Source organism: Bradyrhizobium sp. USDA 3311, from assembly GCF_054062495.1.
This window is the reverse complement of the sequence record NZ_JBSSFI010000001.1, coordinates 8,712,946-8,738,878: the sequence shown is the minus strand read 5'-3', so window position 1 is coordinate 8,738,878 and position 25,933 is coordinate 8,712,946. Positions and strand designations below refer to the sequence as shown.

Genomic DNA, 25,933 nt, shown 5'->3' with positions numbered 1-25,933 from the left:
ATGAGCCGCAGCAAATCCGCGTCCGCCGCATCGGGCAGGGCCACGGCCGAACGAAAGCTGCTGTTCGACCAGTTGCAGCAGATCGCGCAGGGGCTGGGGGAGACCTTTGCGCCGTTCTGCGAGGTCGTGCTGCACGATCTCACCGATCCCACGAACGCGATCGTCGCCATTCACAACAACCTGTCGGGCCGCAAGGTCGGCCAGGACGCGACCGAGCTTGGCCTCGCCCGCATCGCCGATCCCAACTACGCGCAGGTGATCTCGAACTACGCCAACAGCTTCGCCGACGGACGGCAGGCCAAGAGCACCTCGATCGGCATCAAGGGCGCGGACGGTTCATACGTCGCCGCCCTCTGCCTCAACGTCGATCTGACGCTGTTCCAGGGTTTGCAGAGCGCGATCGGCCAGTTCGTCAGCGTCGATGCGCAAAACAATCCGCGCGAATCCCTCAACCCCGTCGGCGCCGACGCCATCCGCGCCCATATCGACCGGTTCGCCGCGCGCCGCGCCACCACGCCCCGCGCGCTCTCCACGGAAGACCGCCGCACCCTGCTGCGCGAATTGCGCGATGCCGGCGGCATGCAGGTGCGCCGCGCCTCCGACATCATCGCCGCCCATCTCGGCGTATCGCGCGCCACCGTGTATGCCGATGCGAGGTGAGGCGGTCCGCCAGCCGGAACGCAGTGCCGTTGCGACCATCAGCCCGCGTTGAACCTTCCGCGTCCGTCGCCCGCCTCATGGAGATCGACCTCGAGCGATGGGAGAGTTCCATGACCGCGCAGGATCCGTTTGCAAGTTTCAAGGCTGTCCAGAAGGAAGCCTGGTCGCTGTTCACGCCGATGGAGGTTTTCACGACACCGACCGCCGCCAAGCTCGTCGGTTTTGCCGGCGTTGCCGCCGGTCAAAGGCTGCTCGACGTCGGATGCGGCACCGGTGTTGTCGCGATCACGGCGGCGCGTCGCGGGGCAAAGGTGAGGGGTCTCGACCTGTCGCCGGTTCTGATCGAGCGCGCCCGCGAGCATGCGCAACTGGTGAACCTCGATGTCGACTTCGTCGACGGCGACGCGGAAAGCCTGCCCTATGGCGACAACGAGTTCGACGTGGTGCTCAGCCAGTTCGGCCACATGTTCGCGCCGCGCCCGGACGTTGCCATCGGCGAGATGCTGCGCGTGCTGAAGCCTGGCGGCACCATCGCGTTCTCCACCTGGCCGCCGCATCTGTATGTCGGACGGATGTTCGCGATGATCGGCCGCCATCTGCCGCCGCCCGAGGGCGTGGCATCACCGGTGTTGTGGGGCGATCCGAAGATCGTCGCCGAGCGTCTCGCAGGGAAAGCGAAGGATCTCTCTTTCGAGATGGACATGATGACGCCGTCGGCACTCAGCCCGCAGCATTTCCGCCGCACCATGGAATCGACGATCGGGCCCTTGATCAAGCTCGTCGCCCAGTACAAGGACGAGCCGGACAAGCTCAAGAGCTTCCGTGCCGAGTTCGAGGCGCTGATCTCGGAGTATTTCGACGCCGGCCACAACGTGATGCGCCAGCAGTTCCTGATGACGAAGGCAAGGAAGGTGTGAGGCGGCGAGAGGTAAGAATCCCTCACTCCTTCAGATCGTTCACCCGCCTCACCCAGGCGCGCACGTCGGTGAGCACGGCGGGCAGCACCGCCTTGACCTCCAGCACGGTCATGCCGGGCTTGATGCGGGGGTCGTAGAGCAGGTTGAGGATGTATTGGTCGTAGACGTCGAAATAGCCCATCGAGACGTTGTCGTTGAACATGGTCCAGGGCACGCTCGTGGTGTCGTTGATCGGACCGAGCGACTGCAGCAGCTCCTCATAGGCGCAGTCGAGGAAGGTGAAGTCGCCGTTGTCGACGGTGAGGATGACGTCGGAATGCTCGATCTCGAAATTGTCGTTCTTGCGGAAGCCGGACAGGCATTGCGGATCGAGTGAGGTGCGGATCTCGCGCGCCTTCTCCGCGCCGTAGAAGCTCGAGATGGTGCGGAACAGATCGCGGTCGCGCACGAGCTTCACCCGCACGTTCGCCGCCTCGCTGCTGCCGGCCATGGCGATGTCGAGATGCTGCACGCGCGTGCCGATGTCGGCGACGACCTTGGCGAGCTGGGTCTTGCGGTCGGCGCGGTCGCTCTCGGCGAACACGCGCACCGGCCCGTCGAACTTGCGGATGCGGTCGACGCGGCCGGCGAGGTGGTATTCGGCGCCGAAAGCGGTCTTGAGAAAACCCTCGACGATCTCGCTGTCGGTAAAGCTCTTCTTCTCGGCGCGCTGGCGCGAGGCGATCGCGGGCAATTCGCCCGCGGCGGCCATGGTAGCGGTGTCAGGCACACCGGTGAGCGCTGCGAGCGCCAGGAGGGCGATGCGGAGGGAAAGCGAGGGCGGATTCAATGCGCTCATCGTCACCCGACGCTGCCGTATTCGCGTCCCGCGCACAAGACCGCAAATTCACGCGCCCTGCGGGTTCCCGCCAATCATCTGTAGCAAAAGCGTGACAGACTTCGTGTGATCCAGCCGAAGCCGCGGCTTCCTCAACCTCTCCCGCTTGCGGGAGAGGTCGCCGCGTAGCGGCGGGTGAGGGCTCTCTCCTCCGGAGGATTGTCCCGTTGCGGTGAGACCCTCTCCCCAACCCTCTCCCGCAAGCGGGAGAGGGAGCACACCACGTGCGTGGAGGCCAATTGCGCTTCAGTTGTTCAGCACGACCACGGTGGTGCCGACCGAGACGCGGCTATAGAGGTCGCTGACGTCGTCGTTGGTCATGCGGAAGCAGCCCGAGGAGACCGCCTGGCCGATCGTCTCCGGCTCGTTGGAGCCGTGGATGCGGTACAGCGTCGAGCCGAGATACATCGCGCGCGCGCCGAGCGGGTTCTCGATGCCGCCCTTCATGTGGCGCGGCAGGTCGGGCCGGCGGGCCAGCATCTGCGACGGCGGCGTCCAGTCCGGCCACTCCTTCTTGGCGGTGATCCTGTGCACCCCGCCCCAGCGGAAGCCGTCGCGGCCGACGCCGATGCCGTAGCGCAGCGCCTGGCCGTTCTGGAGCACCAGATAGAGCCGCCGCTCGGAGGTGTTCACCACGATCGTGCCGGGGGCATAGTTGCCGGAGTAGTTGACGGTGGTGCGGGGGATCGGGCTCGAGCCGCCGCGGAAGAAGTTCGGGCCGCCGCCCATGATGTCGCGCGAGTCGAACTCTTCGGCAAAGGCGCCGCCGGCGGTGGCCGTCAGCAGTGCAATGGCGGCAATCGGCGCGGCAAAAAACCGGATCATTGTTTCCCCCAGCAAAAAAATCGATTCAACGAAGGCCACAGGCCATATTTGCCGGCATTTCGCAAGCCACGGCCCCGTGAGGCAAGTCCTTTCCGAACAAGCCAACCATTAACGAATGGCGTTACCAAATCGGCAACCGGGCCAGTTTGCCAAAAAGCGTTAGCCAAACCAGCGCGTCGCGGCGCGGGGCAGGGCCGCGATGCCCCCTATTGCTTTGACGGATGCCGCGAACAATGATTGGTCAGATGGATCACTCGAAATCGCCGGTTGTGGGAGCAAAAAGAATGAACGGTGCGGAAAGCCTGGTGCGGACGATGGTCAAGGGTGGGGTCGACGTCTGCTTCACCAACCCGGGCACCTCCGAGATGCATTTTGTCGCAGCGCTCGACCGCGTCCCGGGCATGCGCTGCGTGCTCGGCCTGTTCGAAGGCGTGGTGACGGGCGCTGCCGACGGCTATTTCCGCATGAAGGGCACCCCGGCCTCGACCCTGCTGCATCTCGGCCCGGGCCTTGCCAACGGCCTTGCCAATCTGCACAACGCCAAGAAGGCGAATTCCGGCATCGTCAACATCGTCGGCCAGCACGCGGTCTACCATATCGGCTACAACGCGCCGCTGACCTCCGACATCGAGGGGCTCGCCCGGCCGATGTCGTCCTGGGTCCGCACCTCGCCGGATTCCAAATCGGTTGCCGCTGACGGCGCCGCGGCGATTGCCGCCGCCAAAAGCGCGCCGCCGCAGATCGCGACCCTGATCCTGCCCGCCGACACGGCCTGGAACGAGGCCGACGGCATCGCCGAGGTCCCGGCCGAGCAGCAGCGCGCGAGCTATTCGCCGCAGGCGGTCGAGCAGGCCGCAAAAATCCTGCACGGCGACGGCGAGGGCACGCTGCTGCTGATGACCGGCAGCGCGCTGAGCGAGCAGGGCCTCGCGCTGGCCGAGCGCATCGCGGCCAAGACCGGCTGCACCGTGATGGGCCCGACCTTCCGTCCCAAGATGGCGCGCGGCCGCGGCCGCTTCTCGATTGATCGCATCCACTACGTGATCGAGAACGCGCTGCCGATGCTGGCGAAGTTCCGCCATATCGTGCTGGTCGAGTCCGACGATCCCGTGGCGTTCTTCGCCTATCCGAACAAGCCGAGCGTGCTGAGGCCCGAAGGCTGCGACGTCCATCGCATGACCTCCTGGGGCGAGAATTCGGTCGCGGCGCTGGAAGCGCTCGCCGGCGCGGTGAAGGCCAGTGCCAAGGACGTCAAGCCGCAGGCAGTGCAGGAGCTAGTCAAGCCGACCGGCGCGCTGACCCACGCGTCGATCGCGCAATCGATCGCCTATGCGATCCCCGAGAACGCGATCCTGGTCGATGAGTCGCTGACCACCGGCCGCGCCTTCTTCCCGCCGACAGCCGCCGCCGCGCCGCACGACTGGCTGCAGAACATGGGCGGCTCGATCGGCTTCTCCACACCGCTCTCGATCGGCGCCGCGATCGCCTGCCCGGACCGCAAGGTGATCACCATGGTCGGCGACGGCAGCGCGATGTACACGATCCAGTCGCTGTGGACCCAGGCGCGCGAGAACCTCAACATCGTCACCATCGTGTTCGCCAACCGCATCTACCAGATCCTGCGCGGCGAGTTCGACAATGTCGGCGCCGGCGAGCCCGGCCAGCGCGCCAACGACATGCTGCGGCTCGACCGTCCGACGCTGGATTTCGTGGCGCTGGCGAAGGGCATGGGCGTGCCCGGCCGCGCCGTCACCAATGCCGACGAGTTCAACAAGGCACTGGCCGAAGCCGTCGCCGAGCCCGGGCCGCGGCTGATCGAAGTTCAGATGTAGGGCGCATCATAGGGAGCGCCGAGGGCCGGGGGGCACGATGCAGACCGAGCTGAACAAGGTGATCGCGGCGCTCCGGGACTTCTACGCCCACGAAGGATTCCTGTTCGAAAAGGACATCGGCGAGCGCGCGATCACGCATCGCTTCGCCGTGCATCTGGAGAAGCAGTTCGCCGGCTGGTCAGTCGATTGCAACTACGACCGGCTCGGCGAGCGCACGCTGCATCTGCCGCACGGCACCATCGTCTCGACCGACGACCATCTGGACAAGTCGATCTATCCCGATGTCGTCGTGCATCAGCGCGAGATCCCGAACAATTTGCTTAGCGTCGAGATCCGCAAAGCGAGTAATCACACGTCGGTGACGCACGACCAGCACAAGCTGCGGGCGCTGACCGATCCGCATGTCTGGTTCGCCTGTTGGATCGGCGTGCTGCTGGTGCTGGACAAGCACCATGTGACGATGTCGGAGGTCTATGTCGGCGGCCTCGTCGATGAGCCGCTGTCGCGCTGGTTCGCGACGCGCCTCGCGGAGCTCGGCCTCGGGGCTTTGCGCTAGGGTCCGCTTGGCCAGCAGCGACGGCTTGTGACCCGAAGCCGTCGTTAACGAAACAGCGGAGCGTGTCCGCTTCGCGTCACAAGAGTCCGGCGTTAACCACCGTCAACGGGTTCCAGTCTGAGCGGGATCGCTTCGAAGTTTCTTAAATGTTGCCGGGTACCTCTCTTGGGCATGGTGACCTGGGGAAAGACATGAGCAAGCGGGCCAAACGTGGAAAGGCGAAGACGTTCGCACTACCGATGGCCGCGAGAGTTGCAGTTGGCGTCGTGGCCGTCGCCGCGTTGGGGTACGGTTTGCTGTCTCGCCCGGCGAGCGTGCAACCCATAGGGAAGCCGTCCGCACCCCAAGCCATGGCATCGTCATCCCCGGTTTACGTGGCAACTCCGGTTCATGCATCGGCGCCAGCTCCGGCTCCGATTCCGGCCCCGGCCCCGGCGCCTCTGGTCGAACCGCCAAAAGCCGCTGACGGTCCCGGCGCACTTGTCCGGCAGGTGGTTGACTACGCCAGCCACCAGACACCGGGCACTGTGATCATCGATACCCAAAACACATTCCTCTATTTCGTTCTGAACGACAGGCAGGCGATGCGCTACGGCATCGGTGTTGGCCGCGAAGGTTTCGCATGGTCCGGTGAGCAGACTGTGGCTCGCAAAGCAGAATGGCCGGATTGGCGCCCGCCTGCGGAGATGGTCTCGCGTCAGCCTTATCTGCCGCGTTTCATGGCAGGCGGTCCCGGCAACCCGCTCGGCGCCCGGGCGATGTATCTGGGCGAGACCGAATATAGAATTCACGGCACCAACAAGCCCGATACGATCGGGAAGCGGGTTTCGTCCGGCTGTATCCGGCTGACCAATGAGGACGTCGAGGACCTCTATGAGCGGGTGAAAGTCGGAGCGAAAGTGATCGTGCTTCCGGCAACCGCTGCCCGTCGGCCATCCCAGGGAGCGCCGCCTGACGCCGCTTCCCGATCGCCGGACCCGGCATCGCCGTCGAACCGGCCCTCGGCAGCCAACGCGCAGATGCTGTCATCCGGACCGAAGATCGCCGAGGCCCAGTAGCTCAGTCCTCCGTCCTCGGTCTGCAACTGAAGACAGGGAGGCAATTCAAGTCGCCGCTTTTTAGTCAGCTTCTGGACCGATAGCGGACGCTTTGCAGCACTCGGCCCCGACGGCCGCTTTTGACCCATAGGCGACATGCCGAAGTCCTGAGTGATCAGCATCACAGATCCAATACTTGCCTTTCGGCAGGCTCCGCATACGCTGCGCACGTGATGTTCGGGGCTGTGATGGGCGCATTTCGCTGGTTTTCATTGCTATTTGTCGTTTGGCTAACCTGCGGTTCGGCGCACGCCGAGCGTCGCGTCGCGCTCGTTATTGGCAATTCGGCCTACAAGAGCGTGCCGAGGCTTACGAACCCGGTTAATGATGCCACGCTGATCGGTGGCATGTTCAAGAAGGCCGGATTCGACCAGGTCGACATCAAGCTCGATCTCAATGCCGCCGAGATGCGCCGCGCGCTCCGCGACTTCGGCGGCAGGGCGCGTGAGACCGATGTGGCCGTCGTCTATTATGCCGGTCATGGCATCGAGCTCGACGGCACCAATTATCTGATCCCCACCGATGCCACGCTCGAGACGGACAGCGATGTCCTCGACGAGACGCTGCCGCTGGACCGCGCTCTGTTCGCGGTCGAGCCGGCCAAGCAGCTCCGCCTGGTCATCCTCGATGCCTGCCGCGATAACCCGTTCGCCAAAACCATGAAGCGGACGATTGCCGCGCGCGCCATCGGCCGCGGCCTTGCCAAGGTCGAGCCGACCAGCCCGAACACCATGATCGCCTTCGCGGCGAAAGCCGGCTCGACGGCCTCAGACGGGGACTCCAGAAACAGCCCATTTGCGGCAGCCCTGGTCGAGCGCCTCCCAACGCCGGGGCTCGACCTGCGTAAAGCTTTCGGCTTCGTCCGCGACGACGTCCTCAAGAACACCGGCTACAAGCAGGAGCCGTATGTCTATGGCTCGCTGGGTGGTGACGACGTTTCCCTCGTGCCTGCGGAGCCGGCGGCCACAGGACCGCAGGCGAGCCCTGATGATGCAATCCGCAGGGGCTACGAACTCGCACTTCAGGCGGGCGACCGTGACGCATGGGAGGCGTTTCTCAGGGCCTTCCCGAACGGCTTTTATGCCGACTTGGCAAAGGTGCAGCTCAAGAAAATTGCCGCCGAGGAAACACGCGCTGCGGCCGCCGACAAGGCTCGACAGGCCGAAGAGGAGAAAACCCGGCTCGCGGCCGACCGTGCCAAAAAGGTCGAGCAGGAAAAGGCAGCGGTAGCCGCCAAGGCCGCCGAGGATGCCCGTCTGGGCGCTGAGAGGGCTAAGCAGATCGAGGAGGCAAAAGCCGCCGCCGCTGAGCAGCGAAGAAAGGAGGCCGAGGCCGCCGTTGCCAAAGCGCTCGCCGAGAAGCAAGCGGCCGACAAGGCGGCGGCCGAGGCAACCGCCAAGCAGGCTGGCGAGAAACAAATCGCCGCCAACACCGAGCAAAAGGTCGCGGCCGTAGTGCCCTCTTCGACCCCGCCGGCGATGTCGCCCCAGGAAACGACGAAGCTGGTGCAGTCAGAACTCCGCCGCGTCGGTTGTCTGACAAGCTCGGCGGACGGCGACTGGAATGCGGCGTCACAACGCTCGCTGACGCTGTTCAACAAATACGCCGGCACCAAGTTCGACGCCAAGCTCGCGAGCTTCGATGCGCTGGATGCAATCAAGGCGAAGCCGGGTCGCGTCTGCCCGCTGGTCTGCGACCACGGTTTCAGGGCCGACGGCGATGCCTGCGTGAAGATCACCTGCCGCGCGGGCTATCGCGTCAATGACGACAATGAATGCGAGAAGCTGCAGGACAAGAAGCCGGTCGCGACGCGGGATGAGGCAATCAAACGTGATGAGCAGCGGAAGCGGACAGAAACAGCGCCAGCCAAGCCACAAGCGTCTGGTCAGATGATTTGCAATGGTGCGGGATGCAGGCCCGTGGGCAAAGGCTGTCGGATAGCGAGTGGATACAGCCCAGGCAACGGATCGGGTATCCTCATTCAACGCGAGGTGTGCGACTGACCATCGCGCCGGCCGCGTTCGTCGGCATGCAAACGCCTTGCTTAGGAGTGATCCCTGTGACAGATCGGCGGCTTGCCTTCCGCAAGGCTCTGGATACTCTGATCACATTATGATTTTGGGCTGCAATGGGCGTGATGGTGGGCGGTCACGGATTCGAACCGCCGACCCTCTCGGTGTAAACGAGCGCTGAGCAGACATCACTGTTCCGCTGCGCACCTCTCTCGGGGCCGACGAAGCGATGGAATAAGCGGAATGTCAGCTATTGGCCCTTAGCCGAAGGTCGATTGAGCGCGTGTCATGTCGGATGTCGGGGGCAAACCGGACGCCGATCTTACTTGGCGTCCACCGCTGCTTTTGACCCGTTGCGGACCTAGATCGATCTGAAAGCTCTTTCAGGCCGGTTGTGTGGTGCGAGCATTAACGGCTAACGGGGATGAGTGTCACCCTCATGCTTCGGCACTGCGCGAAACGTGGCGTTCGCCCGAGCGATTACACTGTCGTCGGCCTTGATTAGACTTTGCGCGAAGCAGATCGTTCTGCCGGTTTTGATCACCTCACTGTCCACGGTGAGCCATTGCCCGATCTGCGCGATGCCGGTGAAGTCGACCACAAGAGTGATCGTCGCCAGCGACGATGCCCAGCCAATCGCCTGCGCGCAGCTATAGCCCATCGCGTTGTCAGCTAGCGCGGAGATCAGCCCGCCATGAACGTTGCCACGTGCATTGGTGTGCGGCTTGGCCAGCCGTAATCCGATGATCACGGCTTTGTCCGTCTGCTTCGAATAGAGCGGTTCCCAAGGATCGGTGAAAGGGCTCTTACGGAAGTGCGGTTCGAAACCTTCGGGGATACCGGTGCTGTTCATGGTCATGCGCGAGCTCCTTTCTTGGCGAAAACCTGTGCCATTCGCTGACGATCCGCAAGAAACAATCGTACCCGTGGTTCGGCATCCAAGTGCCGCCCAAGAAAGGTGGTTTCCACTGCCGACGAGGTGATCAAACAAAGCGTAGCTCGCTGCGGTGCATAAGTCCGGAATTGATGCTGTGGACGGCTCCTCCACCGGCACGAGAGTGCCAAGGAGTGGGCGCCGTTTGAGGCTCCCACGATTCGGAGGAGCAGCCTATGCAGTCAATTTCGACGATCGGTCTGGACATCGCGAAGTCGGTCTTCCAAGTGCACGGCGTTGATACAGCCGGCCAGGTGGTGATACGCCGCCAGTTGAGGCGCCGGCACGTCCTGGCTTTTTTCCAGAAGCTGCCGCCATGCCTGGTGGGGATCGAGGCGTGCGCATCATCGCACCATTGGTCCCGCGAGCTGCAGGCGTTAGGGCATACGGTGCGATTGATGCCTCCGGCCTATGTGAAGCCCTACGGTGCGCCCCGACGGCGCGTATTACCAGTGGAGGAAGGATCCACCCAGAGAGTTGTCGATTGATCTGGTAGCTGACGAGCGGTTTGGACGAGCAATCGGACGGATCGAAGCCTCGTGACAAAGGTCGCTTTAGGCGGCCGAGCAATCCAGCGGGCCGTAACGTGAGTGAAGCCTGAGCACGCCTCGAAAGTTACGATGTGAATGCCGATCCGATCGTATGGCGGGGAAGGCCGTGCAGACAGGAAAGCAATCGACGCACGCACCTGTCTGGTTCACCGGGGTAATGGGCACGGCACGTTGGAAAGGTAGTACGGGTAATCGGGGGAGACCCGTCTTGGTCGAAGGTCGCGCCTTCAGCATTGAGTAGTCGATGGACCGGACGGGAGTCGGACAGGGTCAAAGGTACCGATGAAACCGGGTAATTCCGGCGGAGGAAAGGACCCTGACTTCAGGTGCGCTTTTGAAGATGGCGAGGGAAAGGGTAGATTGGCGATGAGCCTTGAAACGCCCGATAAGATCAGGAGCCTTCAGAGAAAGCTTTATTGCAAAGCGAAGGCGGAGCCTGCCTTCCGCTTCTATGTGCTGTACGACAAGATCTGCCGCGAGGACATTCTGAGCCATGCCTACAAGCTGGCCCGCGCCAACGCGGGTGCGCCGGGAGTGGACGGAATAACTTTCGAACAGATCGACGCGTCGGGACTCGAAGCATGGTTGGCTGGCCTGCGCGATGAACTCGTCACGAAGACCTATCGGCCCGATCCGGTGCGGCGGGTGATGATCCCGAAGCCCGGCGGCGGCGAACGTCCGCTCGGTATCCCAACAATCCGGGACCGGGTCGTCCAAGCTGCTGCAAAGATCGTGCTGGAACCGATCTTCGAGGCGGATTTTGAGGACGGAGCTTATGGATATCGCCCGCGCCGCAGCGCGGTCGATGCCGTCAAGGAAGTGCACCGGCTTATGTGCCGGGGCTACACAGATGTTGTTGACGCCGATTTGTCGAAATACTTCGACACGATACCGCACTCGGACCTCCTCAAATCGGTGGCCCGACGCATCGTCGACCGGAATGTGCTGCGGCTGATTAAGTTATGGCTGCGAGTACCGGTCGAGGAGCGGGATAGCAACGGGAAACGGCGCATGAGCGGCGGTAAGAGCAACAAGTGTGGCACGCCACAGGGCGGTGTCATCAGTCCGCTGCTCTCCGTCATCTACATGAACCGGTTCCTGAAGCATTGGCGTCTCAGCGGTCGGCGTGAAGCATTCCATGGCCAGATTATCTCCTATGCCGACGACTTCGTCATTCTCAGCCGCGGCCACGCGGAAGACGCATTGACGTGGACGAAAGCGGTGATGACCAAGCTTGGGCTGACACTCAACGAGACTAAAACCTCGGTGAAGAATGCCCGATTGGAAAGCTTTGACTTCCTTGGGTACACGCTCGGACCCCGCCACTTCCGCAATGGGGGGCGGTGGTATCTTGGCGCGGCTCCGTCGAAGAAAAGCGTGCTGCGGATCAAGAGGAAGGTCAGCGAACTGCTGACGCCGGGCAACAAGGGCGCTTGGCCCGAAGTACAAGCACGACTGAACCGCCTTCTGCGCGGCTGGTCCGCTTACTTCAGCTATGGCTCGCTTGCTACGGCTCATCAGGCCGTTGATCGACACGTCTTTGACCGCGTGCTCGCCTTTCTGCGCAGACGACATAAGACGCCAGGACGTGGCGTCAGACGGTTCTCTGATCAGATCTATGGGAACCCTGGCGTACTTGTGCTGAACCGCGTGCGCAAAGTGTCGCCGACGTGCGCCTTGTGACGAAACCTGTCGGAAAGCCGGATGCGGGAAAACCGCACGTCCGGTTTGATGAGCGGGGAGAGGAAACGGAACGCGCAACAAGCGCATCACCGCGCCTCTCCTCGACTCTACTCAAGCGGCAGAAGAACGACAGCACCGACGCGGAGGCGATTTGCGAGGCAGTCACGAGACCCAACATGCGGTTCGTGCCGACCAAGACGGTCGAGCAACAGAGCTGTTTGATGCTTCACCGGGCGCGCCATCTCTTCATCCGCCAGCAGACTGCCGTGATCAACTCAATCCGCGCCTATCTTGCCGAGTTCGGGATCATCGCCCCTGTCGGACGCAGGGGTGTCGAGCAACTGCTGGAAGTCGTCGCCGATTCAGCCGACCACCGGCTCCCCGAGGTGGCCCGTGCGTGTCTTGCTGCTCTCGGCAGTCAGTTGCGGGCACTGAAGGCTCAAATCCTGGAGTTCGACCGACGCATCATCGCCTGGCATCGATCAAGCGCGACGAGCAAACGGCTGGACGCGATCCCCGGCGTCGGGCCGGCGTTGGCAACAGCCTTGGTCGCCAGCATTGCGGATCCCAAGGCTTTCCGATCGGGACGGGACTTCTCGGCCTGGGTGGGGCTCGTGCCGAAGCAGAACTCGAGCGGGGGCAAGGACAAGCTTGGCAGTATCAGCAAGCAAGGCGATCGCTATTTGCGCAGCCTGTTCACGGCTGGCGCGCTCGCCGTGATCCGCTATGCCAAGATCCATGGCACCGATCATCGGCCCTGGCTCACTCGATTGTTGGCCCGGCGCCCCACCAAGGTTGCCGCTATCGCACTGGCCAACAAACTCGCCCGGATGGCTTGGGCGATGATGGCCAGGAACGAACGTTACAAGGAACCCGCCGCTCTCGCGGCGTGAATGAGATCACACGGGAAAACCCGGCGTGACGTAACGGTTGGGAAGGCGAACAGCACGTAATGCAGTGCCGGTCGATCCGGCGATCAGGACAACCCACATGGGCCACAGCATCATCGAATGCGAGGTATTGACCGGGACCTGATCCGCGGAGGGCATTATGGCCAGCGGTCATGAGTACCGCACAAACAGGCCGAACACATGGCTGCTCCGACCACGCTGCAAAGTGAAGATTCTTCTTGCCAACCCGGAGCCGTCCACACATGGCCCAAGGCCGAACTGGTGGCGTGTCGGTCTCGATGTCGCCTTCTGAGAGCAAACCGGACGTGACGAGTTTATGAGGACACGCCCGAGAGCTGACTGATCTTCAGGTCACTCGATGCGCGTTAGGAATCCGGTCGCTTCTCCCCGTCGCGTGCGATGACAAAAGGCCGCTCGCGTGATGCGGGCGGCCCTCGCGTCATCGTCCGCGTAGGCTCAGTGCAGCGGATCGCCCTGGCCGAGTGCGTAGGCAACGATGTCCTTCAGCGCGAAGCCGGAGCCGGAGACCGGCGTCCATTGCGGGTCCTGCGACAGCACCGAGGAATTGTCGCCGAACATCATGCCCAGGAACACCTCGGCGACGATGCGACCGCCCACGGGGCCGAGCTGCGGCGTCTTGACGGTGCCGGGGCCGCCCGTGACGGGGATCGGGACGTCGGCCGGGGACTGCCGCGCCTCGGCGAGGATGTAGGTCCAGAGCGGGCAATTGCCGGCGAACACGCCGTTCGCGATGGTTGCGATCCCGGTTTGTGGATCGCCTGCGCCGGGCTCGTCCACGGCCTTGCCGATGATGATCTGATCGTCCGTCAGCGGCGTCAAATTCATCGCCCTGGCGACCGCCTGGCCCGAGGGCAGGCCGAGCCGCCAGCTGCGTTCGAGATTGCGCAGCGCCAGCGACGACGGATTGGACGCGACTTCCGGCGGCAATTTGCGCAGCGGATCCACCAGCGAGGCATCGATGCGATAGGCGAACTGAAGTCGCTTCTTGTTGTCGGGATTGGTGTCGTCGTCCTCGACGCCGTAAGGGCGCGTGTCCAGATCGATGAAGCGGCCCCAGTCCATGGCGCGGCCCGGGCCCATGGCGCGGAAGCCGGTCAGCGCGTTCGTGTCGGGATTGTGGGGGTCGGGGAAGATCTGCAATAGCATATTGCCCGCATCGTTCAGCCGATAGCCGGGGCGGATCATGGAGTGGCCGAGACGGTAGGCCGCAACCGAGAACTCGACCGGCATGAACGGATAGGTCTTCCAGTGATAGTGGGCGAGCTTGCTGCGGTCGTATTGGCCCGCGGTCTTCAGCTCATCCAGCACGTCGGCCTTGACGATGCGCGGCAGGAAGTCGTTCAGCACGACGTACTGATAGTGGAAGCGGACGCGCTGCTGCACCTCTTCGAACGACAGGCTGTCATTGTCGTCGACCATGCGGTTGTGAAAGCGCAGCATCAGGGCCTGGAACTGCGAGACGATGCTGTTCTCGTCGTTGCGGGGATCGCCGATCAGGGCGCGGCCCTTGAAGCGCGGCAGGTCGCTGGCATCGGGCACGCCCGCGCCGGTCAGCTTCTCGCCGAGGCGGAACTTGATGCCGTCGTACATGTAGGGCTGGTCGTTCGGACCGCGGCCGTAGAGATTGTCCAGATCGAGCGCCGGCGTGCGGAAGTCGACGAGCCCGTCGGGATCCTGCTGCTTGGTCAGCGAACTGACGGGATCGAACGTGATGTCGTGGTCGATGAACTGGCCGAAATAGGTGTAGAGCGCGGGAATGCCGCTCTCCTCCGCGTCCGGTCCGTCCTTCGGCCCATCGAAATCGGCGACCATCTTGTCGGCCAGCGCCGAAAGGTTCGCGACATTGTCGGCGTCGTTGTGGCCGAATTTCGCCGGGGCGAGCTTGCGGAACATGCGGCCGAAGCGGCCTTGCGAAAGCGACGAACGCGTTGCGTTCAGGCCGCGCGGAGTAATGCTGTGGCGGCTGCTCATAAATGACCTCCCTGGAAAATCACGATGGAAACAAATCGAGCTGAAGTTGTTCGCGCTGGAATATGCAGGCTAGGCTAGACCACGCCCGCCGAAAGCGAGATAGATCACAATTGTCAGGCATCGACGATTTTTGGGGGGAGGGAGCGTTGCGGACAAGCTGCGGCAGGGCTTTGCAAATTTTTCCCAAAACGATGACGGATAACATTCTCGTCATCGACGGGCGCAAGCTGCTTGGCGCAACGTCGGTTCGCCGGGCCATCGGCGCAGTGGACCGTCTTCTCGTAAAATTGTGGCGGCGCGCGCGCGTCATGCGCGCACGCCGCAAATTCGTCAGTAATAGCGCTGCTGCGAGAACGCGTAGCGCGGGTTGACGCCGCAATAGGCCGACGTGCCGGAGGCGGTGGCTTGGCACTGCTGATAGGTCGCGAACTGGCAGTTGCCGGGATAGCCCCAGATGCGGCCTTGCAGGCAATATCTGTCGTTGGCGGCGTGGGCCTGGGCCGCCGGGAATGTCGCTGCAATCAAGGCCACGAACGATGCGAGAGTGAGGATGGTGCGACGCATTTCAGTCTCCCTTTGGGAACGGTTGGATGTGGAACACCAGCTCGAACCGCGTGTTCCGGGACTTGCCCGACACTTTGTCGTGCTTGTCTTGGTGTCCGCAGTGGGCGCTGCGTTCGACGTGCGTCTATGATGAGGCAAGCCGCGGCGAGTAATGTGATCTCGGCCACAGTTCGCGGCCGGGTTCCGGCCTACCGTCGGCGGACGTGCCCACGTTGCTCCCGGAGGCCTACGCTTTGCCTCATTCGGGTCAGTTATTTTGGAGGTTCTGATGCAAAGGTCATATTTGCTGGCTGCGACAGCAGCGCTGGCGCTTCTCATGCAAACGCCGCTCGCGCTGGCGCAGAGCGCTCCAGCCGCCGGCGGGACCCCGGCGCCTGCGGCGACGACCGCCGCCCCGGCCGCGACGACGACAACGCCGAGCGCGACCACCGACACGCCAGGCCAGCCGTCCGTTTCCAAGAAGAGCGCATCGAAGAAGCCGGCGAAGAAGAGGATGACGCGGCAGCAGGAGATCGATCATTCGGTCGACACCGGCACGGTGCCCGCGCGCTATCGCAGCTCGGTGCCCAGGCAGTACCAGCAATATATTCCGTTCGAGAAGCAGTGACGGATCGCACGGCAGCGCGGCGCAATTGGACGCGCGCGCCGCCGGTGCAACACGGAGGCGCCCTGGCCAGCGGGAGGCGGACCATACATACGTTGTGGCGATCTGCCGGAGCAGTGCTAGAGTAGGCCAAAGCCGGGGGACGTAATGAGTGACGACGTGAAGGATGCTGGCCTTGTGGCCATGATCAGCAGCATCCTGGGAGGCAACAAGCGCGCAGACGTCGTCGCACCGCCGCCGCTCACCGAGGGTCCACCGACAGCGCCGACGAATGGATTTGAGCCGGTCGAGGCGTCCATCCCCGAAGCGGCACCGGCCAAGCCCGACAATGCGTCCAATGCCGAGCCTGCGGGCGCCAAGCCGGCCGAACCGCCCGCAAAAATCGCCACGACACCGGATGGCAAGCGATTGCTGCCCGCGGAAGCGATTGCCGATCTCGTGCTCGGCGAGCTGCGCAAGCTGGACGACTTTCCCGCGTCCGGCGTCTCGGTCACGGTCTACGGATACCGGCATTGGAACGCGATGATCACCTTCGCGCCGTTCTCGACCACGTTCCAGAACGCGACGCGGTTCCGCCAGGCCATGCCGGACCTCGTCTTCAAGCTGCGCCGTTTCGTCCAGCTTGAGATATAGTCCGGGCAATCGCCCGTGAGGTGCGGACGCGCGATCCCCGGGGATTGCGGCGCGAACGCACCGCCGTTAGCCAAAACAGTACGACAGGATTTACGAATTGAGCGTCGCCTTTACCAAGGAAGAAAGCGCCGAAACCGCGTCCGAGACGCTGTTGCCGGATCGGCCGATCTCGCCTCATCCGAACTTCGTGACCGAAGCGGGCTTGCAGGCCTTGCAGACGCAGCTTCAAGAGGCGCGTGAGGCCTATGAGGCCGCGCAAGCCATCGACGACGTCAACGAGAAGCGCCGGCAGTCCGCGGTCCCCCTGCGCGACGCGCGCTATCTGACGGAACGGCTGCGCACCGCGCAGGTCATTCCCACCCCGGCCTCGACCGACACCGTCGCCTTCGGCAGCACGGTGACCTTCAGCCGCCCTGACGGCCGCGTGCAGACCTATCGCATCGTCGGCGAGGACGAAGCCGACCCGAAGGCCGGCTCGATCTCGTTCGTCTCGCCGGTCGCGAGGTCGCTGATCGGGAAGGCGGTGGGAGACGTCGTGGGAGCGGGCGCGCAGGAGATCGAGATTCTGTCGATCGGATCGTGCTGATATCGATGGTCTGTGCTGTGCCCGCGCAACAAAGCCCGATGGTTGGATGAGACGGTTTCTGTCGGGAGCGTTGCCGTTCTACGCGCTGGCTGGACTAGCCATGTGCATGTACCTCGTCCTGTACAAGACCGATCTCTTCGACTTGAACGCCATTGTCCAGGATGCGACCGGGTCACCGTGGTTTCCGGTCTTCATGTTCGTCTGCGTGCTGCTGGAGTCGGTCTTCCCGTATTTTGGCTATTTTCCCGGGACCGCCCTCATCCTGATGTCCGTGGCGCTCAATCCGAAGCCTGCGGATGTCTCCGTCTTTATCGTGGCGTGGCTGGCCATCATCGTGGGTGCCGTCCTGAGTTACGGACAGGCTCGTTTTTTCAGACCGCTGTTGCAGCGGGTTGCCTCAAAAGCGGCACTGGGCCGGTGTGAGTCCCTGCTCGACGCCTACGGTCCCTACGCGCGCGTTGCCTTGTTCGTTCACCCCAACGCGTGCGCGATGTATTTCACGGCACTCGGACTGCTCGGCCGTAACTTGACGCGAGAGATCGTCCATCTTTGCGTGGGTGCAGCGGCCTCCGTGGGCGTTCTGTTCGTCGTCGTGACCAGACTTGTATCGTCGGTAGGCGCCACCGATGATGGCGAATTGCAGCTGCTGCTGGCGGCAGCGCTGGTCGCCATCGGGACCCTCGTAGGCCTCTACGCAGCCTTGCGGCCGGCTCGGGCCGCTTGAAGCTTGCGTGCGCGTGAACCGGCGCGGTCTCGTCCCTTGCTCCGTCATTGCGAGCGCAGCGAAGCAATCCAGAGTCTTTCCGCGGAGGGATATTGGAATTGCTTCGCTGCGCTCGCAATGACGGGCTCAGGAACTCTCTCCTCGAATGCTGCCATCATGCCCCTGTCTTGCCCGACGGAGCAAGTCGATTCGGAAAAGGCGTAACCCATTGATCCGACTGATGTCGGCTACTGTGCATGGGGTTGTTTTCGACATTTTTGATTTGGGCGGGTGACGATAGCCGCCAGGCGTCGGGGATCGTCAGCAACCGGCAGGGTTCAGGAGGATGGATGGTGGGCGCACAAGGGATCGAACCTTGGACCTCTCCCGTGTGAAGGGAACGCTCTCCCGCTGAGCTATGCGCCCGGGACCATCATGCCGACGGCCGGACTTTCGGCCGGCCGGCGTATCAGAGCCCGCGATTTAGAAGTGCGGGCCGAAGGTGTCAAGTTTCGAGGCGTCCTCCGGCCCGAAAACCTTCCGTGGATCCCGCAATCCAGCGGTGAAGCCGGGTTTCGGCCCGCTTACGCACCCTGCTGGCGGGCGCGGGAGGCGTGGGCCTGGAGCGCGCGGATACGCTCGGCCAGCGTTCCGCCGCCCTCGGGCAGGGTGCCTGCGGCCGCGCCGTTGCTGGCGGCGTCGTTGGCCGGGCGCGGCGCCGGCTTCGGCGGCTGGCCGGCCTCGGCCGCAAGCAGCGCCTCGATCGGCGAGTTCGGGCCTTCGAGCTGCATCGCCAGCTTTGCGACCTCGGCGGCGATGTCGTTGATGCGCTCGCGCAGCAGCGCGTTCTCCATGCGCTCGGTCGCCCAGGAGCTTTCCGCCTGCTGCTGGATCGCGTTGATGTCGCGCTGGAGCTTGGCGCGCTCGTCGCGCGCGGTGCGGAGCTGCTCCTCCAGCGCGGCCTTTTCCGTGCGCAGCTGCTCCATGGCGGCCGACGATTTGCCGTCGCTCAAGGCGGCGATCTCGACGCGCAGCTCCTTGATGGTGCGCTCGGAGCCCTCGCTGGCCTGGCGGAGCTGGTTGTTCTCGTAGTCGCGCTCGGCGAGCAGCTTGCCTTGCGTGGCGAGGCGTCCCTCGAGGTCGGCGACGCGGCCCGAGAGCATCTCGGCCTCCTTCACCTGCACGATGAGCTGGCGATCGAGCTCGTTGACGCGCTGGCTCAGATTCTCGACGCGGCCGCGTGCATCGCCGAGCTCGCGCGAGGCGGTCTCGGATTCGGTCCGCTCCTGCGTCAGCCGCGCCTGCGTTGCGGCAAACTCCTTCTCGGCATCGCCGACGCGGTTCTTCAATTCCTCGATCTGCGCGCGCACCGCGACCAGCTCGACCTGGCGGCTCTCCGCCATCATCGAGCGGTTGGACAGTTCGGAGTTGATCTTTGCCAGCTCGTTCTGCTTGTCGGTCAGCGCATTCTCGGCGCCGCGCAATGCTTCGGTCTTGGCGCTGAATTCCTCTTCGGTGGCGCGGAGCTGCTCCTTCACCGCCTTCTCGCGCGCCTCCAGCGCGAAGATCGTGGCGTTCTTCTCGCCGAGCTCGATCTTCATGCGGTTGATGGCGTCGCTCTTCTTGCCGAGCTCGGCGAGCTGGCTCGTGGTCTTGTTCTTGAGCTGGTCGACGCTCATCTCGAGCCGTCGCGCCGACATGGCGAATTCGGCGCGGAGCTGGTCCTTGTCGGCCTGGATCTCGGCCATCGACAGCGGGGTGGCGGCCTCGAGCCGGCGCGTGGTCAGGCGCACCGCGCGGTTATGCACCAGCGGCACGATGGCAAGCCCGCACAGCATCGCGAGCAGGAAACCGATCGCCAGGTACATGATCGGTTCGACCATGGGCCAGAACTCCCAAAGCTAAGGAAAAATTTACCAACGACAATGCATGGCGGGCCGGCAAAAAGCCAGCCCCGCCCTGTTGTTAACGTGAATCCGGAATTGGACCGGTGGAGGGAGTCCTAGAACGGGTTCCAGGTCGCGCGCGGCGTGTACTTCAGGTAGCCGATATTGGCTCCCAGCCGCAGGCCGAGTCCGGAGCGGATCGGCACCAGCACGATGTTGTTGGCGGTGAGCGCCGTCATGCCGAAGCCGCCGATGATATAGGCCGAGCCGTCGAGGCCGGCGAAGCGCTGGTAGATCGCGTTGGTGGCGGGCAGGTTGTAGACCAGCGTCATGGTGCGCGCGCCGTCGCCGCCCCAGTCGAAGCCGAGCGAGGGGCCCTGCCAGTAGACGCGCAGGTCGCCGGCGTTCTTGGTGTAGAGCGTGCCTTCGCCATAGCGCAGGCCGGCGACGAAGGCGCCGGAGCCTTCCTCACCCAGGATATAGCCGTTCGGCAGGCCCCACTGGCTGACCGCCTTCTCGATGATCGAGGCGAGCCCGCGCGAGACGTTGCCGAAGAAGCGGTGGCCGGCGGTCACGAGCTCGTCCGGCCCATAGGTGGTGGGCGTCGGGGTCCGCTGCGGCGGCGGCAGGTTGGGCGGCGGCGCCTGCTGGGCGGAGGCCGGCACGATCCAGCCGACCATCGCGGCGAGCGCGAGCGCAGCAAGGCGTGATGCGAAAGTCATAAAAGAACCCCTGGTATCGAATCCGATCGCTTCCTTAACCTGACGCCAACAGGCACGGCTCTAGGTTGCGCCGGATGTCCCCTCGACTCGGATGTTATCCGCAGCAACTATGACGGCACAACGGCAGGAAGATAGCCCTTTGCGCCCCGGAATTGCCTTGATCGGCCGCCTCGTCTGCCTGCTGGCGGGCATTTTGATGGCCTGCGCATGGTTGCCCGCCCAGGCTGCCACCACCGAACGGATCGTCGTCAACCGCTTCAGCGGCCTCGCCATCGAGGGCTTCGATCCCGTCGCCTATTTCGTCGATGGCAGCGCCGTGCAGGGGACGGCTGAGTTCGAAGCGAACCTCTGGGGTGCGGTCTGGCGCTTCCGGAACGAGGGCAACCGGGCCTCCTTCCTGGCCCATCCCGAGATCTATGGGCCGCAGTTCGGCGGCTATGACCCTGCCGACATCGCCCGCGGCGTCACCATCGCCGGCAACCCCCGCTTCTTCGCGATCGTGGCGCAGCGACTTTACCTGTTCAGCCGGGAGGCCAATCGCGACGCCTTCGCCGCCAATCCGGAGCGCTTCCTCTACGAAGTCGGCAAGCGCTGGCCGGCGCTTCAGGAGCAGCTCAGTCAGTAGCGGTCTACCGCCTGCGGGTCGCCCCAGGCGATGAACTCCGGGATGATGAAGCCGGTGTCCTGCCGCTGGCCGAACAGGATCTCGCCGCCCTTGCCGTCGGTGACCTTGCCGCCGGCCGCGGTCACGACCGCGCAGCCGGCCCCGACATCCCACTCCGAAGTGGGCCCGAAGCGGGGATAGATGTCGGCGCTGCCTTCCGCGATCCGGCCGAATTTCACGGCCGAGCCGACCGTCCTTCTGACGGCATTGGGCCTGTTGTCGATGAACGCTTCGCTTTTGGGATCACCGTGCGAGCGGCTCACCGCCGCGACCCAGGGCTCGCCCGGCGCCGGCAGCTTGCGGGTATGGATCGGCTCGGCGGCACCGATGGTAGCGCCGTCAAATCTGACGCGCTCGGCGCCGCGGCCGACGATGCCGCGCCAGAGCAGCCCGAGTGCGGGTGCGCTGACGATGCCGAGCAGCGGCACCCCCTGAGTGATGAGGGCGAGGTTGACGGTGAACTCGTCGCGGCCGGCGACGAACTCCTTGGTGCCGTCGAGCGGATCGATCAGGAAGAAGCTGTCGCGGAACGGCGGAGCGGCGAGCTGGGTCCGTTCCTCCGACAGCGTCGGGATGTCGCCTGCGAGCTGCGCCAGGCCGTCCGCAATGACGCGGTCGGCGGCAAGGTCGGCCTCGGTCACCGGCGAGCCGTCCTGCTTGCCGTCGACCCGCATCGCCGCGCGGTTGACCGCGAGGATCGCTTCGCCCGCCTTCACCACCAGCGCGGTGAGCGGCTCCATCAGGCCGGATGCGGCCGCGCCGTCGATGATCCGCTTCACCTGCATGCCTCATTCATCGGCAATTCCGTTCCTGCTCGACTGATTCGCCCTGGCTTTATGGCCGCCCCGAACCGATCGCAAGCTAGCTGCCGCAGGCTTGCGAATGTTAGAACCCGCAGCATCCGTCAAGCATGCGTGATTCGCGGCGTCCAGCGCCGTGCAATTCCAGGAACCCTCCAGGACCCCATTATATGTCTGACGCCTCGTCGCCCGCGACCGCTACTGCTCCCGATATGCTCGAACTCGCCGCGTTGCTGTGCTCGCGGGTCTGCCACGATCTCATCAGCCCCGTCGGCGCCATCGTCAACGGGCTCGAAGTGCTCGACGACGATCCCAAGCCCGAGGACCGCGAGTTCGCGCTCGACCTGATTCGCAAGAGCGCCAAGACGGCCTCCGCCCGCCTCCAGTTCTGCCGTCTCGCCTTCGGCGCCGCCGGCTCCTCCGGCGCCCAGATCGACCTCGGCGATGCCCAGACCATGGCGCGCGGCCACATCGAGGACGGCAAGTGCACGATCACGTGGAATCTGCCGCGGCTGCTGCTGCCGAAGAATCGCGTCAAGCTGCTGCTCAACATGCTGGTCGTGGCCCAGCACACGATCCCGCGCGGCGGCACGCTGACGATCGATCCGGTCGGCGAGGGCGAGACGATGAGCTTTCGCATCACCGCGACCGGGCACAACGCGCGCCTGCCGCAGAACATCGCCGAGCTCCTGAGCGGCGAGCGCGGGCCCGCTGCGGATGCGCACGCGATCCAGCCTTATTATACGCGGCTGCTCGCGCAGGCCTGCGGGCTCACCGTGACGCTCGCACCGGAAGGCGCAGCCATCATCGTTACCGCTTCGTAAACGCGCGCATCGCTCTCAAGACGTTAATCGAATCTTTACGAGGCGCTTCGGCTTGTCCGGAGCGCCTTATCTCTTTGTTGGTTCCGTTCTTTTCCACATACTCAACCATTATTAAACGCTTTGCGGTGAAGCTGGCCTCATTCCGAAATGGCGCATCACGCCTCGTGCGCGCCCTCCCTGTATGAAGGCCTGTTTTCATGGATGATCTGTTGCGGGAGTTCTTGACGGAGACCAGCGAGAGCCTGGACACCGTCGACAATCAGCTGGTGAAGTTCGAGCAGGAGCCGAACAACGCCAAGATCCTGGATAACATCTTCCGCCTGGTCCACACCATCAAGGGGACGTGCGGCTTCCTCGGCCTGCCGCGACTGGAAGCGCTGGCGCATGCCGGCGAGACGCTGATGGGCAAGTTCCGCGACGGCATGCCGGTGACGGGGCAGGCGGTGACGGTGATCCTGTCCTCGATCGACCGCATCAAGGAGATCCTCGCCGGCCTCGAGGCGACCGAAGCCGAGCCGGAGGGCACCGACCGCGATCTCATCGACAAGCTGGAAGCGATGGTCGAGCAGGGCATGGCGGCAATGTCAGCGTCGGCTTCGCCGATCGCGTCAGGCTCGGCGCAGCCGATGCCGGCGGCTGGCAGCGCTACTGCTGTTGCTGACGCCCCGCCGCTGGTGCCGGAAGCTCCGGCCGCCGCTGCGCCGGCCAAGGACATGACCACGGGTTCGCTGATCGACCAGACCCTGGAGCGCCCGCTGCGCCCGGGCGAGGTGTCGCTGGACGAGCTCGAGCGCGCCTTCCGCGAAACCGCGATCGAAGCCCCAATCCCCGCGCCAATCGTCAAGGCCGCGCCCGCGCCCGCGCCGGTTGCTGAAGCTCCGGCCCCTGTTGCCAAAGAGGCTGCCAAGGAAGCTGCCAAGCCTGCCGCCAAGGAGAAGGCCGCGCCGAAGAAGTCGATGGCCGACGAGGGCGCCTCCGAGGGCGACCGCATCGCCAACCAGTCGATCCGCGTCAACGTGGATACGCTGGAGCATCTGATGACCATGGTCTCCGAGCTGGTCTTGACCCGCAACCAGCTGCTGGAGATCTCCCGCCGCAATGAGGACACCGAGTTCAAGGTGCCGTTGCAGCGTCTCTCCAACGTCACCGCCGAGCTGCAGGAAGGCGTCATGAAGACGCGCATGCAGCCGATCGGCAATGCCTGGCAGAAGCTGCCCCGCATCGTCCGCGACCTGTCGAGCGAACTCGGCAAGCAGATCGAGCTGGAGATGCACGGCGCCGACACCGAGCTCGACCGTCAGGTGCTCGACCTGATCAAGGACCCGCTCACCCACATGGTGCGCAACTCCGCCGACCATGGCCTGGAGACCCCCGCCGAGCGCCTCGCGGCCGGCAAGGGCGAGCAGGGCACCATCCGCCTCTCCGCCTATCACGAGGGCGGCCACATCATCATCTGCATCGCCGACAACGGCCGCGGCCTCAACACCGAGAGGATCAAGGCCAAGGCCATTTCCTCGGGTCTCGTCACCGAGGCCGAGCTCGAGAAGATGAGCGAAGCCCAGATCCACAAGTTCATCTTCGCGCCGGGCTTCTCGACCGCGGCCGCCATCACCTCGGTGTCGGGCCGCGGCGTCGGCATGGACGTGGTGCGCACCAATATCGACCAGATCGGCGGCACCATCGACATCAAGTCGGTGGCCGGCGAGGGCTCGAGCGTCACCATCAAGATCCCGCTGACCTTGGCCATCGTCTCCGCGCTGATCGTGGAAGCCGCCGGCGACCGCTTTGCGATCCCGCAGCTCTCCGTCGTCGAGCTGGTCCGGGCCCGCGCCAACAGCGAGCACCGCATCGAGCGCATCAAGGACACCGCCGTCCTGCGCCTGCGCAACAAGCTCTTGCCGCTGATCCATTTGAAGAAGCTGCTCAAGATCGACGACGGCGCGGCCAGCGATCCCGAGAACGGTTTTATCGTGGTGACGCAGGTCGGCAGCCAGACCTTTGGCATCGTCGTCGACGGCGTCTTCCATACGGAAGAGATCGTGGTGAAGCCGATGTCGACAAAACTGCGTCACATCGACATGTTCTCCGGCAACACCATCCTGGGCGATGGCGCCGTCATCATGATCATCGACCCCAACGGCATTGCCAAGGCGCTCGGCGCCGCCGGCTCCTCGGCCCATGACATGGGCGACGAGAACGGGGCCCATCACATCGGAAGTGGCGAGCAGACCACCTCGCTGCTGGTGTTCCGCGCCGGCTCGTCGCAGCCCAAGGCGGTCCCGCTCGGGCTCGTTACGCGCCTGGAAGAGCTCCCCGCCGACAAGATCGAGTTCAGCAACGGCCGCTACATGGTGCAGTACCGCGAGCAGCTGATGCCGCTCGTCGCCATGGAGAGCGTCACTGTTGCCAGCCAGGGCGCCCAGCCGATCCTGGTGTTCGCCGACGACGGCCGCTCCATGGGCCTCGTCGTCGACGAGATCATCGACATCGTCGAGGAACGCCTCAACATCGAGGTCGGCGGCTCCAGCCAGGGCATCCTGGGCTCGGCCGTGATCAAGGGGCAGGCCACCGAGGTGATTGACGTCGGCCACTTCCTGCCGATGGCGTTCGCCGACTGGTTCACCCGCAAGGAGATGAAGCCGTCGATGCATTCGCAGTCGGTGCTGCTGGTCGACGACTCGGCGTTCTTCCGCAACATGCTGGCCCCCGTCCTGAAGGCGGCCGGTTACCGCGTCCGCACCGCGCCGACCGCGCAGGAGGGCCTGGCCGCGCTGCGCGCCCAGAGCTTCGACGTGGTCCTGACCGACATCGAGATGCCCGACATGAACGGGTTCGAGTTCGCCGAGGTGATCCGCTCCGACAACAATCTCGGCGCGATGCCGATCATCGGCCTGTCCGCGCTGGTGTCGCCGGCGGCGATCGAGCGCGGCCGTCAGGCCGGCTTCCACGACTATGTCGCCAAGTTCGACCGTCCCGGTCTGATCGCGGCGCTGAAGGAGCAGACCGCGGGCGCCGCCGGCGCCTCCGAGCTGAGCCGGGCAGCGGCGTAAGAGCATGATCCGGAAAAGTGTGAAGCGGTTTTCCGACGAGATCATGCTCA

Annotated in this window: 23 protein-coding genes, 1 tRNA gene and 1 pseudogene; 16 read left to right on the top strand and 9 right to left on the bottom strand. The window is 64.3% G+C overall.

Going from position 1 to position 25,933, the window contains the following annotated elements:
- Complete coding sequence (locus ACVWW6_RS41545) at positions 1-660, top strand: helix-turn-helix transcriptional regulator (protein WP_456682811.1); 660 nt, start codon at positions 1-3, stop codon at positions 658-660.
- A gap of 110 nt (positions 661-770) precedes the next feature.
- Positions 771-1,577: a class I SAM-dependent methyltransferase gene (locus ACVWW6_RS41540; protein ID WP_028172953.1), complete on the top strand. Its 807-nt coding sequence runs from the start codon at positions 771-773 to the stop codon at positions 1,575-1,577.
- Positions 1,578-1,599: 22 nt separating this feature from the next.
- Here the strand turns inward: ACVWW6_RS41540 and ACVWW6_RS41535 are convergent, their stop codons facing one another.
- Positions 1,600-2,415, bottom strand: a complete 816-nt coding sequence (locus ACVWW6_RS41535; protein ID WP_028172954.1) for a DUF2927 domain-containing protein — start codon at positions 2,413-2,415, stop codon at positions 1,600-1,602.
- 285 nt (positions 2,416-2,700) lie between these two features.
- Positions 2,701-3,279 (bottom strand): L,D-transpeptidase, encoded by a 579-nt coding sequence (locus ACVWW6_RS41530; RefSeq protein WP_028172955.1) that lies wholly within the window; start codon positions 3,277-3,279, stop codon positions 2,701-2,703.
- A 284-nt stretch (positions 3,280-3,563) separates the two neighbouring features.
- Between ACVWW6_RS41530 and ACVWW6_RS41525 the strand changes: the two genes are divergently transcribed.
- The 4 genes from ACVWW6_RS41525 (at position 3,564) to ACVWW6_RS41510 (ending at position 8,767) form a co-directional block, all read left to right on the top strand.
- The gene (locus tag ACVWW6_RS41525) at positions 3,564-5,111 is read left to right on the top strand and encodes an acetolactate synthase large subunit (RefSeq protein ID WP_028172956.1); all 1,548 of its coding nucleotides are present in this window, start codon (positions 3,564-3,566) and stop codon (positions 5,109-5,111) included.
- 37 nt (positions 5,112-5,148) lie between these two features.
- On the top strand, positions 5,149-5,667 hold the full coding sequence (locus ACVWW6_RS41520) for a hypothetical protein (RefSeq protein ID WP_060910664.1): 519 nt from the start codon (positions 5,149-5,151) through the stop codon (positions 5,665-5,667).
- 191 nt (positions 5,668-5,858) lie between these two features.
- The gene (locus tag ACVWW6_RS41515) at positions 5,859-6,725 is read left to right on the top strand and encodes a L,D-transpeptidase (RefSeq protein WP_161536243.1); all 867 of its coding nucleotides are present in this window, start codon (positions 5,859-5,861) and stop codon (positions 6,723-6,725) included.
- A gap of 227 nt (positions 6,726-6,952) precedes the next feature.
- Positions 6,953-8,767, top strand: a complete 1,815-nt coding sequence (locus ACVWW6_RS41510; protein ID WP_404523893.1) for a caspase family protein — start codon at positions 6,953-6,955, stop codon at positions 8,765-8,767.
- Positions 8,768-9,191: 424 nt separating this feature from the next.
- On the opposite strand, the gene ACVWW6_RS41505 is transcribed toward ACVWW6_RS41510, so the two are convergent.
- Positions 9,192-9,629 carry a PaaI family thioesterase gene (locus ACVWW6_RS41505; protein WP_060912627.1) on the bottom strand — a complete coding sequence of 146 codons (438 nt, stop codon included), beginning with the start codon at positions 9,627-9,629 and terminating at the stop codon, positions 9,192-9,194.
- A 257-nt stretch (positions 9,630-9,886) separates the two neighbouring features.
- Between ACVWW6_RS41505 and ACVWW6_RS41500 the strand changes: the two are divergent.
- From ACVWW6_RS41500 to ACVWW6_RS41490, 3 genes and pseudogenes are all read left to right on the top strand, one after another.
- Positions 9,887-10,135, top strand: a pseudogene (locus ACVWW6_RS41500) (IS110 family transposase); the annotation flags it as partial.
- 492 nt (positions 10,136-10,627) lie between these two features.
- A complete protein-coding gene (gene ltrA, locus ACVWW6_RS41495; protein ID WP_202633193.1) occupies positions 10,628-11,944 on the top strand; it encodes a group II intron reverse transcriptase/maturase in 1,317 nt (438 codons plus the stop codon).
- Positions 11,932-12,837: an IS110 family RNA-guided transposase gene (locus ACVWW6_RS41490; protein WP_456682810.1), complete on the top strand. Its 906-nt coding sequence runs from the start codon at positions 11,932-11,934 to the stop codon at positions 12,835-12,837. The genes ltrA and ACVWW6_RS41490 overlap by 13 nt, the downstream gene beginning before the upstream one ends.
- 474 nt (positions 12,838-13,311) lie before the next feature.
- Here ACVWW6_RS41490 and ACVWW6_RS41485 read toward each other — a convergent pair whose 3' ends face one another.
- Both ACVWW6_RS41485 and ACVWW6_RS41480 read right to left on the bottom strand, forming a co-directional pair.
- Complete coding sequence (locus ACVWW6_RS41485) at positions 13,312-14,847, bottom strand: peroxidase family protein (RefSeq protein WP_456682809.1); 1,536 nt, start codon at positions 14,845-14,847, stop codon at positions 13,312-13,314.
- A gap of 330 nt (positions 14,848-15,177) precedes the next feature.
- The gene (locus tag ACVWW6_RS41480; protein ID WP_060910666.1) at positions 15,178-15,411 is read right to left on the bottom strand and encodes a DUF3551 domain-containing protein; all 234 of its coding nucleotides are present in this window, start codon (positions 15,409-15,411) and stop codon (positions 15,178-15,180) included.
- A 268-nt stretch (positions 15,412-15,679) separates the two neighbouring features.
- Between ACVWW6_RS41480 and ACVWW6_RS41475 the strand changes: the two genes are divergently transcribed.
- The 4 genes from ACVWW6_RS41475 (at position 15,680) to ACVWW6_RS41460 (ending at position 17,958) form a co-directional block, all read left to right on the top strand.
- A complete protein-coding gene (locus ACVWW6_RS41475; RefSeq protein ID WP_456682808.1) occupies positions 15,680-16,018 on the top strand; it encodes a hypothetical protein in 339 nt (112 codons plus the stop codon).
- A 144-nt stretch (positions 16,019-16,162) separates the two neighbouring features.
- Complete coding sequence (locus ACVWW6_RS41470; protein WP_011089960.1) at positions 16,163-16,648, top strand: hypothetical protein; 486 nt, start codon at positions 16,163-16,165, stop codon at positions 16,646-16,648.
- A gap of 97 nt (positions 16,649-16,745) precedes the next feature.
- Positions 16,746-17,234, top strand: a complete 489-nt coding sequence (greA, locus tag ACVWW6_RS41465; protein WP_271553111.1) for a transcription elongation factor GreA — start codon at positions 16,746-16,748, stop codon at positions 17,232-17,234.
- A gap of 46 nt (positions 17,235-17,280) precedes the next feature.
- Positions 17,281-17,958 carry a hypothetical protein gene (locus ACVWW6_RS41460; RefSeq protein WP_271553110.1) on the top strand — a complete coding sequence of 226 codons (678 nt, stop codon included), beginning with the start codon at positions 17,281-17,283 and terminating at the stop codon, positions 17,956-17,958.
- A 330-nt stretch (positions 17,959-18,288) separates the two neighbouring features.
- Here ACVWW6_RS41460 and ACVWW6_RS41455 read toward each other — a convergent pair.
- The 3 genes from ACVWW6_RS41455 to ACVWW6_RS41445 form a co-directional block, all read right to left on the bottom strand.
- Positions 18,289-18,363: transfer RNA gene (locus ACVWW6_RS41455), tRNA-Val, on the bottom strand.
- Between the two features lie 158 nt (positions 18,364-18,521).
- The gene (locus ACVWW6_RS41450; RefSeq protein ID WP_456682807.1) at positions 18,522-19,820 is read right to left on the bottom strand and encodes a hypothetical protein; all 1,299 of its coding nucleotides are present in this window, start codon (positions 19,818-19,820) and stop codon (positions 18,522-18,524) included.
- 119 nt (positions 19,821-19,939) lie between these two features.
- A complete protein-coding gene (locus ACVWW6_RS41445) occupies positions 19,940-20,545 on the bottom strand; it encodes a DUF1134 domain-containing protein (RefSeq protein ID WP_028176026.1) in 606 nt (201 codons plus the stop codon).
- A 139-nt stretch (positions 20,546-20,684) separates the two neighbouring features.
- Here ACVWW6_RS41445 and ACVWW6_RS41440 point away from each other — a divergent pair, with 139 nt between their 5' ends.
- Positions 20,685-21,170, top strand: coding sequence for a YHS domain-containing (seleno)protein (locus ACVWW6_RS41440; RefSeq protein WP_456682806.1), 486 nt, complete (start codon positions 20,685-20,687; stop codon positions 21,168-21,170).
- Here ACVWW6_RS41440 and ACVWW6_RS41435 read toward each other — a convergent pair.
- On the bottom strand, positions 21,164-21,994 hold the full coding sequence (locus tag ACVWW6_RS41435) for a 3'(2'),5'-bisphosphate nucleotidase CysQ family protein (protein ID WP_456682805.1): 831 nt from the start codon (positions 21,992-21,994) through the stop codon (positions 21,164-21,166). The genes ACVWW6_RS41440 and ACVWW6_RS41435 overlap by 7 nt on opposite strands.
- 185 nt (positions 21,995-22,179) lie before the next feature.
- Between ACVWW6_RS41435 and chpT the strand changes: the two genes are divergently transcribed.
- Complete coding sequence (gene chpT, locus ACVWW6_RS41430) at positions 22,180-22,833, top strand: histidine phosphotransferase ChpT (protein WP_038967810.1); 654 nt, start codon at positions 22,180-22,182, stop codon at positions 22,831-22,833.
- Positions 22,834-23,030: 197 nt separating this feature from the next.
- Entirely contained in the window at positions 23,031-25,883 is a 2,853-nt protein-coding gene (locus ACVWW6_RS41425) for a hybrid sensor histidine kinase/response regulator (RefSeq protein ID WP_456682804.1), read from the top strand.
- The last annotated feature ends 50 nt before the right edge of the window (positions 25,884-25,933 follow it).

Excerpts from the sequence above, each read along its gene's own strand:
- ACVWW6_RS41545 (WP_456682811.1), top strand. The coding sequence starts at position 1 with ATGAGCCGCAGCAAATCCGCGTCCGCCGCATCGGGCAGGGCCACGGCC.
- ACVWW6_RS41540 (WP_028172953.1), top strand. The coding sequence starts at position 771 with ATGACCGCGCAGGATCCGTTTGCAAGTTTCAAGGCTGTCCAGAAGGAA.
- ACVWW6_RS41535 (WP_028172954.1), bottom strand. The coding sequence starts at position 2,415 with ATGAGCGCATTGAATCCGCCCTCGCTTTCCCTCCGCATCGCCCTCCTG.
- ACVWW6_RS41530 (WP_028172955.1), bottom strand. The coding sequence starts at position 3,279 with ATGATCCGGTTTTTTGCCGCGCCGATTGCCGCCATTGCACTGCTGACG.
- ACVWW6_RS41525 (WP_028172956.1), top strand. The coding sequence starts at position 3,564 with ATGAACGGTGCGGAAAGCCTGGTGCGGACGATGGTCAAGGGTGGGGTC.
- ACVWW6_RS41520 (WP_060910664.1), top strand. The coding sequence starts at position 5,149 with ATGCAGACCGAGCTGAACAAGGTGATCGCGGCGCTCCGGGACTTCTAC.
- ACVWW6_RS41515 (WP_161536243.1), top strand. The coding sequence starts at position 5,859 with ATGAGCAAGCGGGCCAAACGTGGAAAGGCGAAGACGTTCGCACTACCG.
- ACVWW6_RS41510 (WP_404523893.1), top strand. The coding sequence starts at position 6,953 with ATGGGCGCATTTCGCTGGTTTTCATTGCTATTTGTCGTTTGGCTAACC.
- ACVWW6_RS41505 (WP_060912627.1), bottom strand. The coding sequence starts at position 9,629 with ATGAACAGCACCGGTATCCCCGAAGGTTTCGAACCGCACTTCCGTAAG.
- ltrA (WP_202633193.1), top strand. The coding sequence starts at position 10,628 with ATGAGCCTTGAAACGCCCGATAAGATCAGGAGCCTTCAGAGAAAGCTT.
- ACVWW6_RS41485 (WP_456682809.1), bottom strand. The coding sequence starts at position 14,847 with ATGAGCAGCCGCCACAGCATTACTCCGCGCGGCCTGAACGCAACGCGT.
- ACVWW6_RS41480 (WP_060910666.1), bottom strand. The coding sequence starts at position 15,411 with ATGCGTCGCACCATCCTCACTCTCGCATCGTTCGTGGCCTTGATTGCA.
- ACVWW6_RS41475 (WP_456682808.1), top strand. The coding sequence starts at position 15,680 with ATGCAAAGGTCATATTTGCTGGCTGCGACAGCAGCGCTGGCGCTTCTC.
- ACVWW6_RS41470 (WP_011089960.1), top strand. The coding sequence starts at position 16,163 with ATGAGTGACGACGTGAAGGATGCTGGCCTTGTGGCCATGATCAGCAGC.
- ACVWW6_RS41460 (WP_271553110.1), top strand. The coding sequence starts at position 17,281 with ATGAGACGGTTTCTGTCGGGAGCGTTGCCGTTCTACGCGCTGGCTGGA.
- ACVWW6_RS41450 (WP_456682807.1), bottom strand. The coding sequence starts at position 19,820 with ATGGTCGAACCGATCATGTACCTGGCGATCGGTTTCCTGCTCGCGATG.
- ACVWW6_RS41445 (WP_028176026.1), bottom strand. The coding sequence starts at position 20,545 with ATGACTTTCGCATCACGCCTTGCTGCGCTCGCGCTCGCCGCGATGGTC.
- ACVWW6_RS41435 (WP_456682805.1), bottom strand. The coding sequence starts at position 21,994 with ATGCAGGTGAAGCGGATCATCGACGGCGCGGCCGCATCCGGCCTGATG.
- chpT (WP_038967810.1), top strand. The coding sequence starts at position 22,180 with ATGTCTGACGCCTCGTCGCCCGCGACCGCTACTGCTCCCGATATGCTC.
- ACVWW6_RS41425 (WP_456682804.1), top strand. The coding sequence starts at position 23,031 with ATGGATGATCTGTTGCGGGAGTTCTTGACGGAGACCAGCGAGAGCCTG.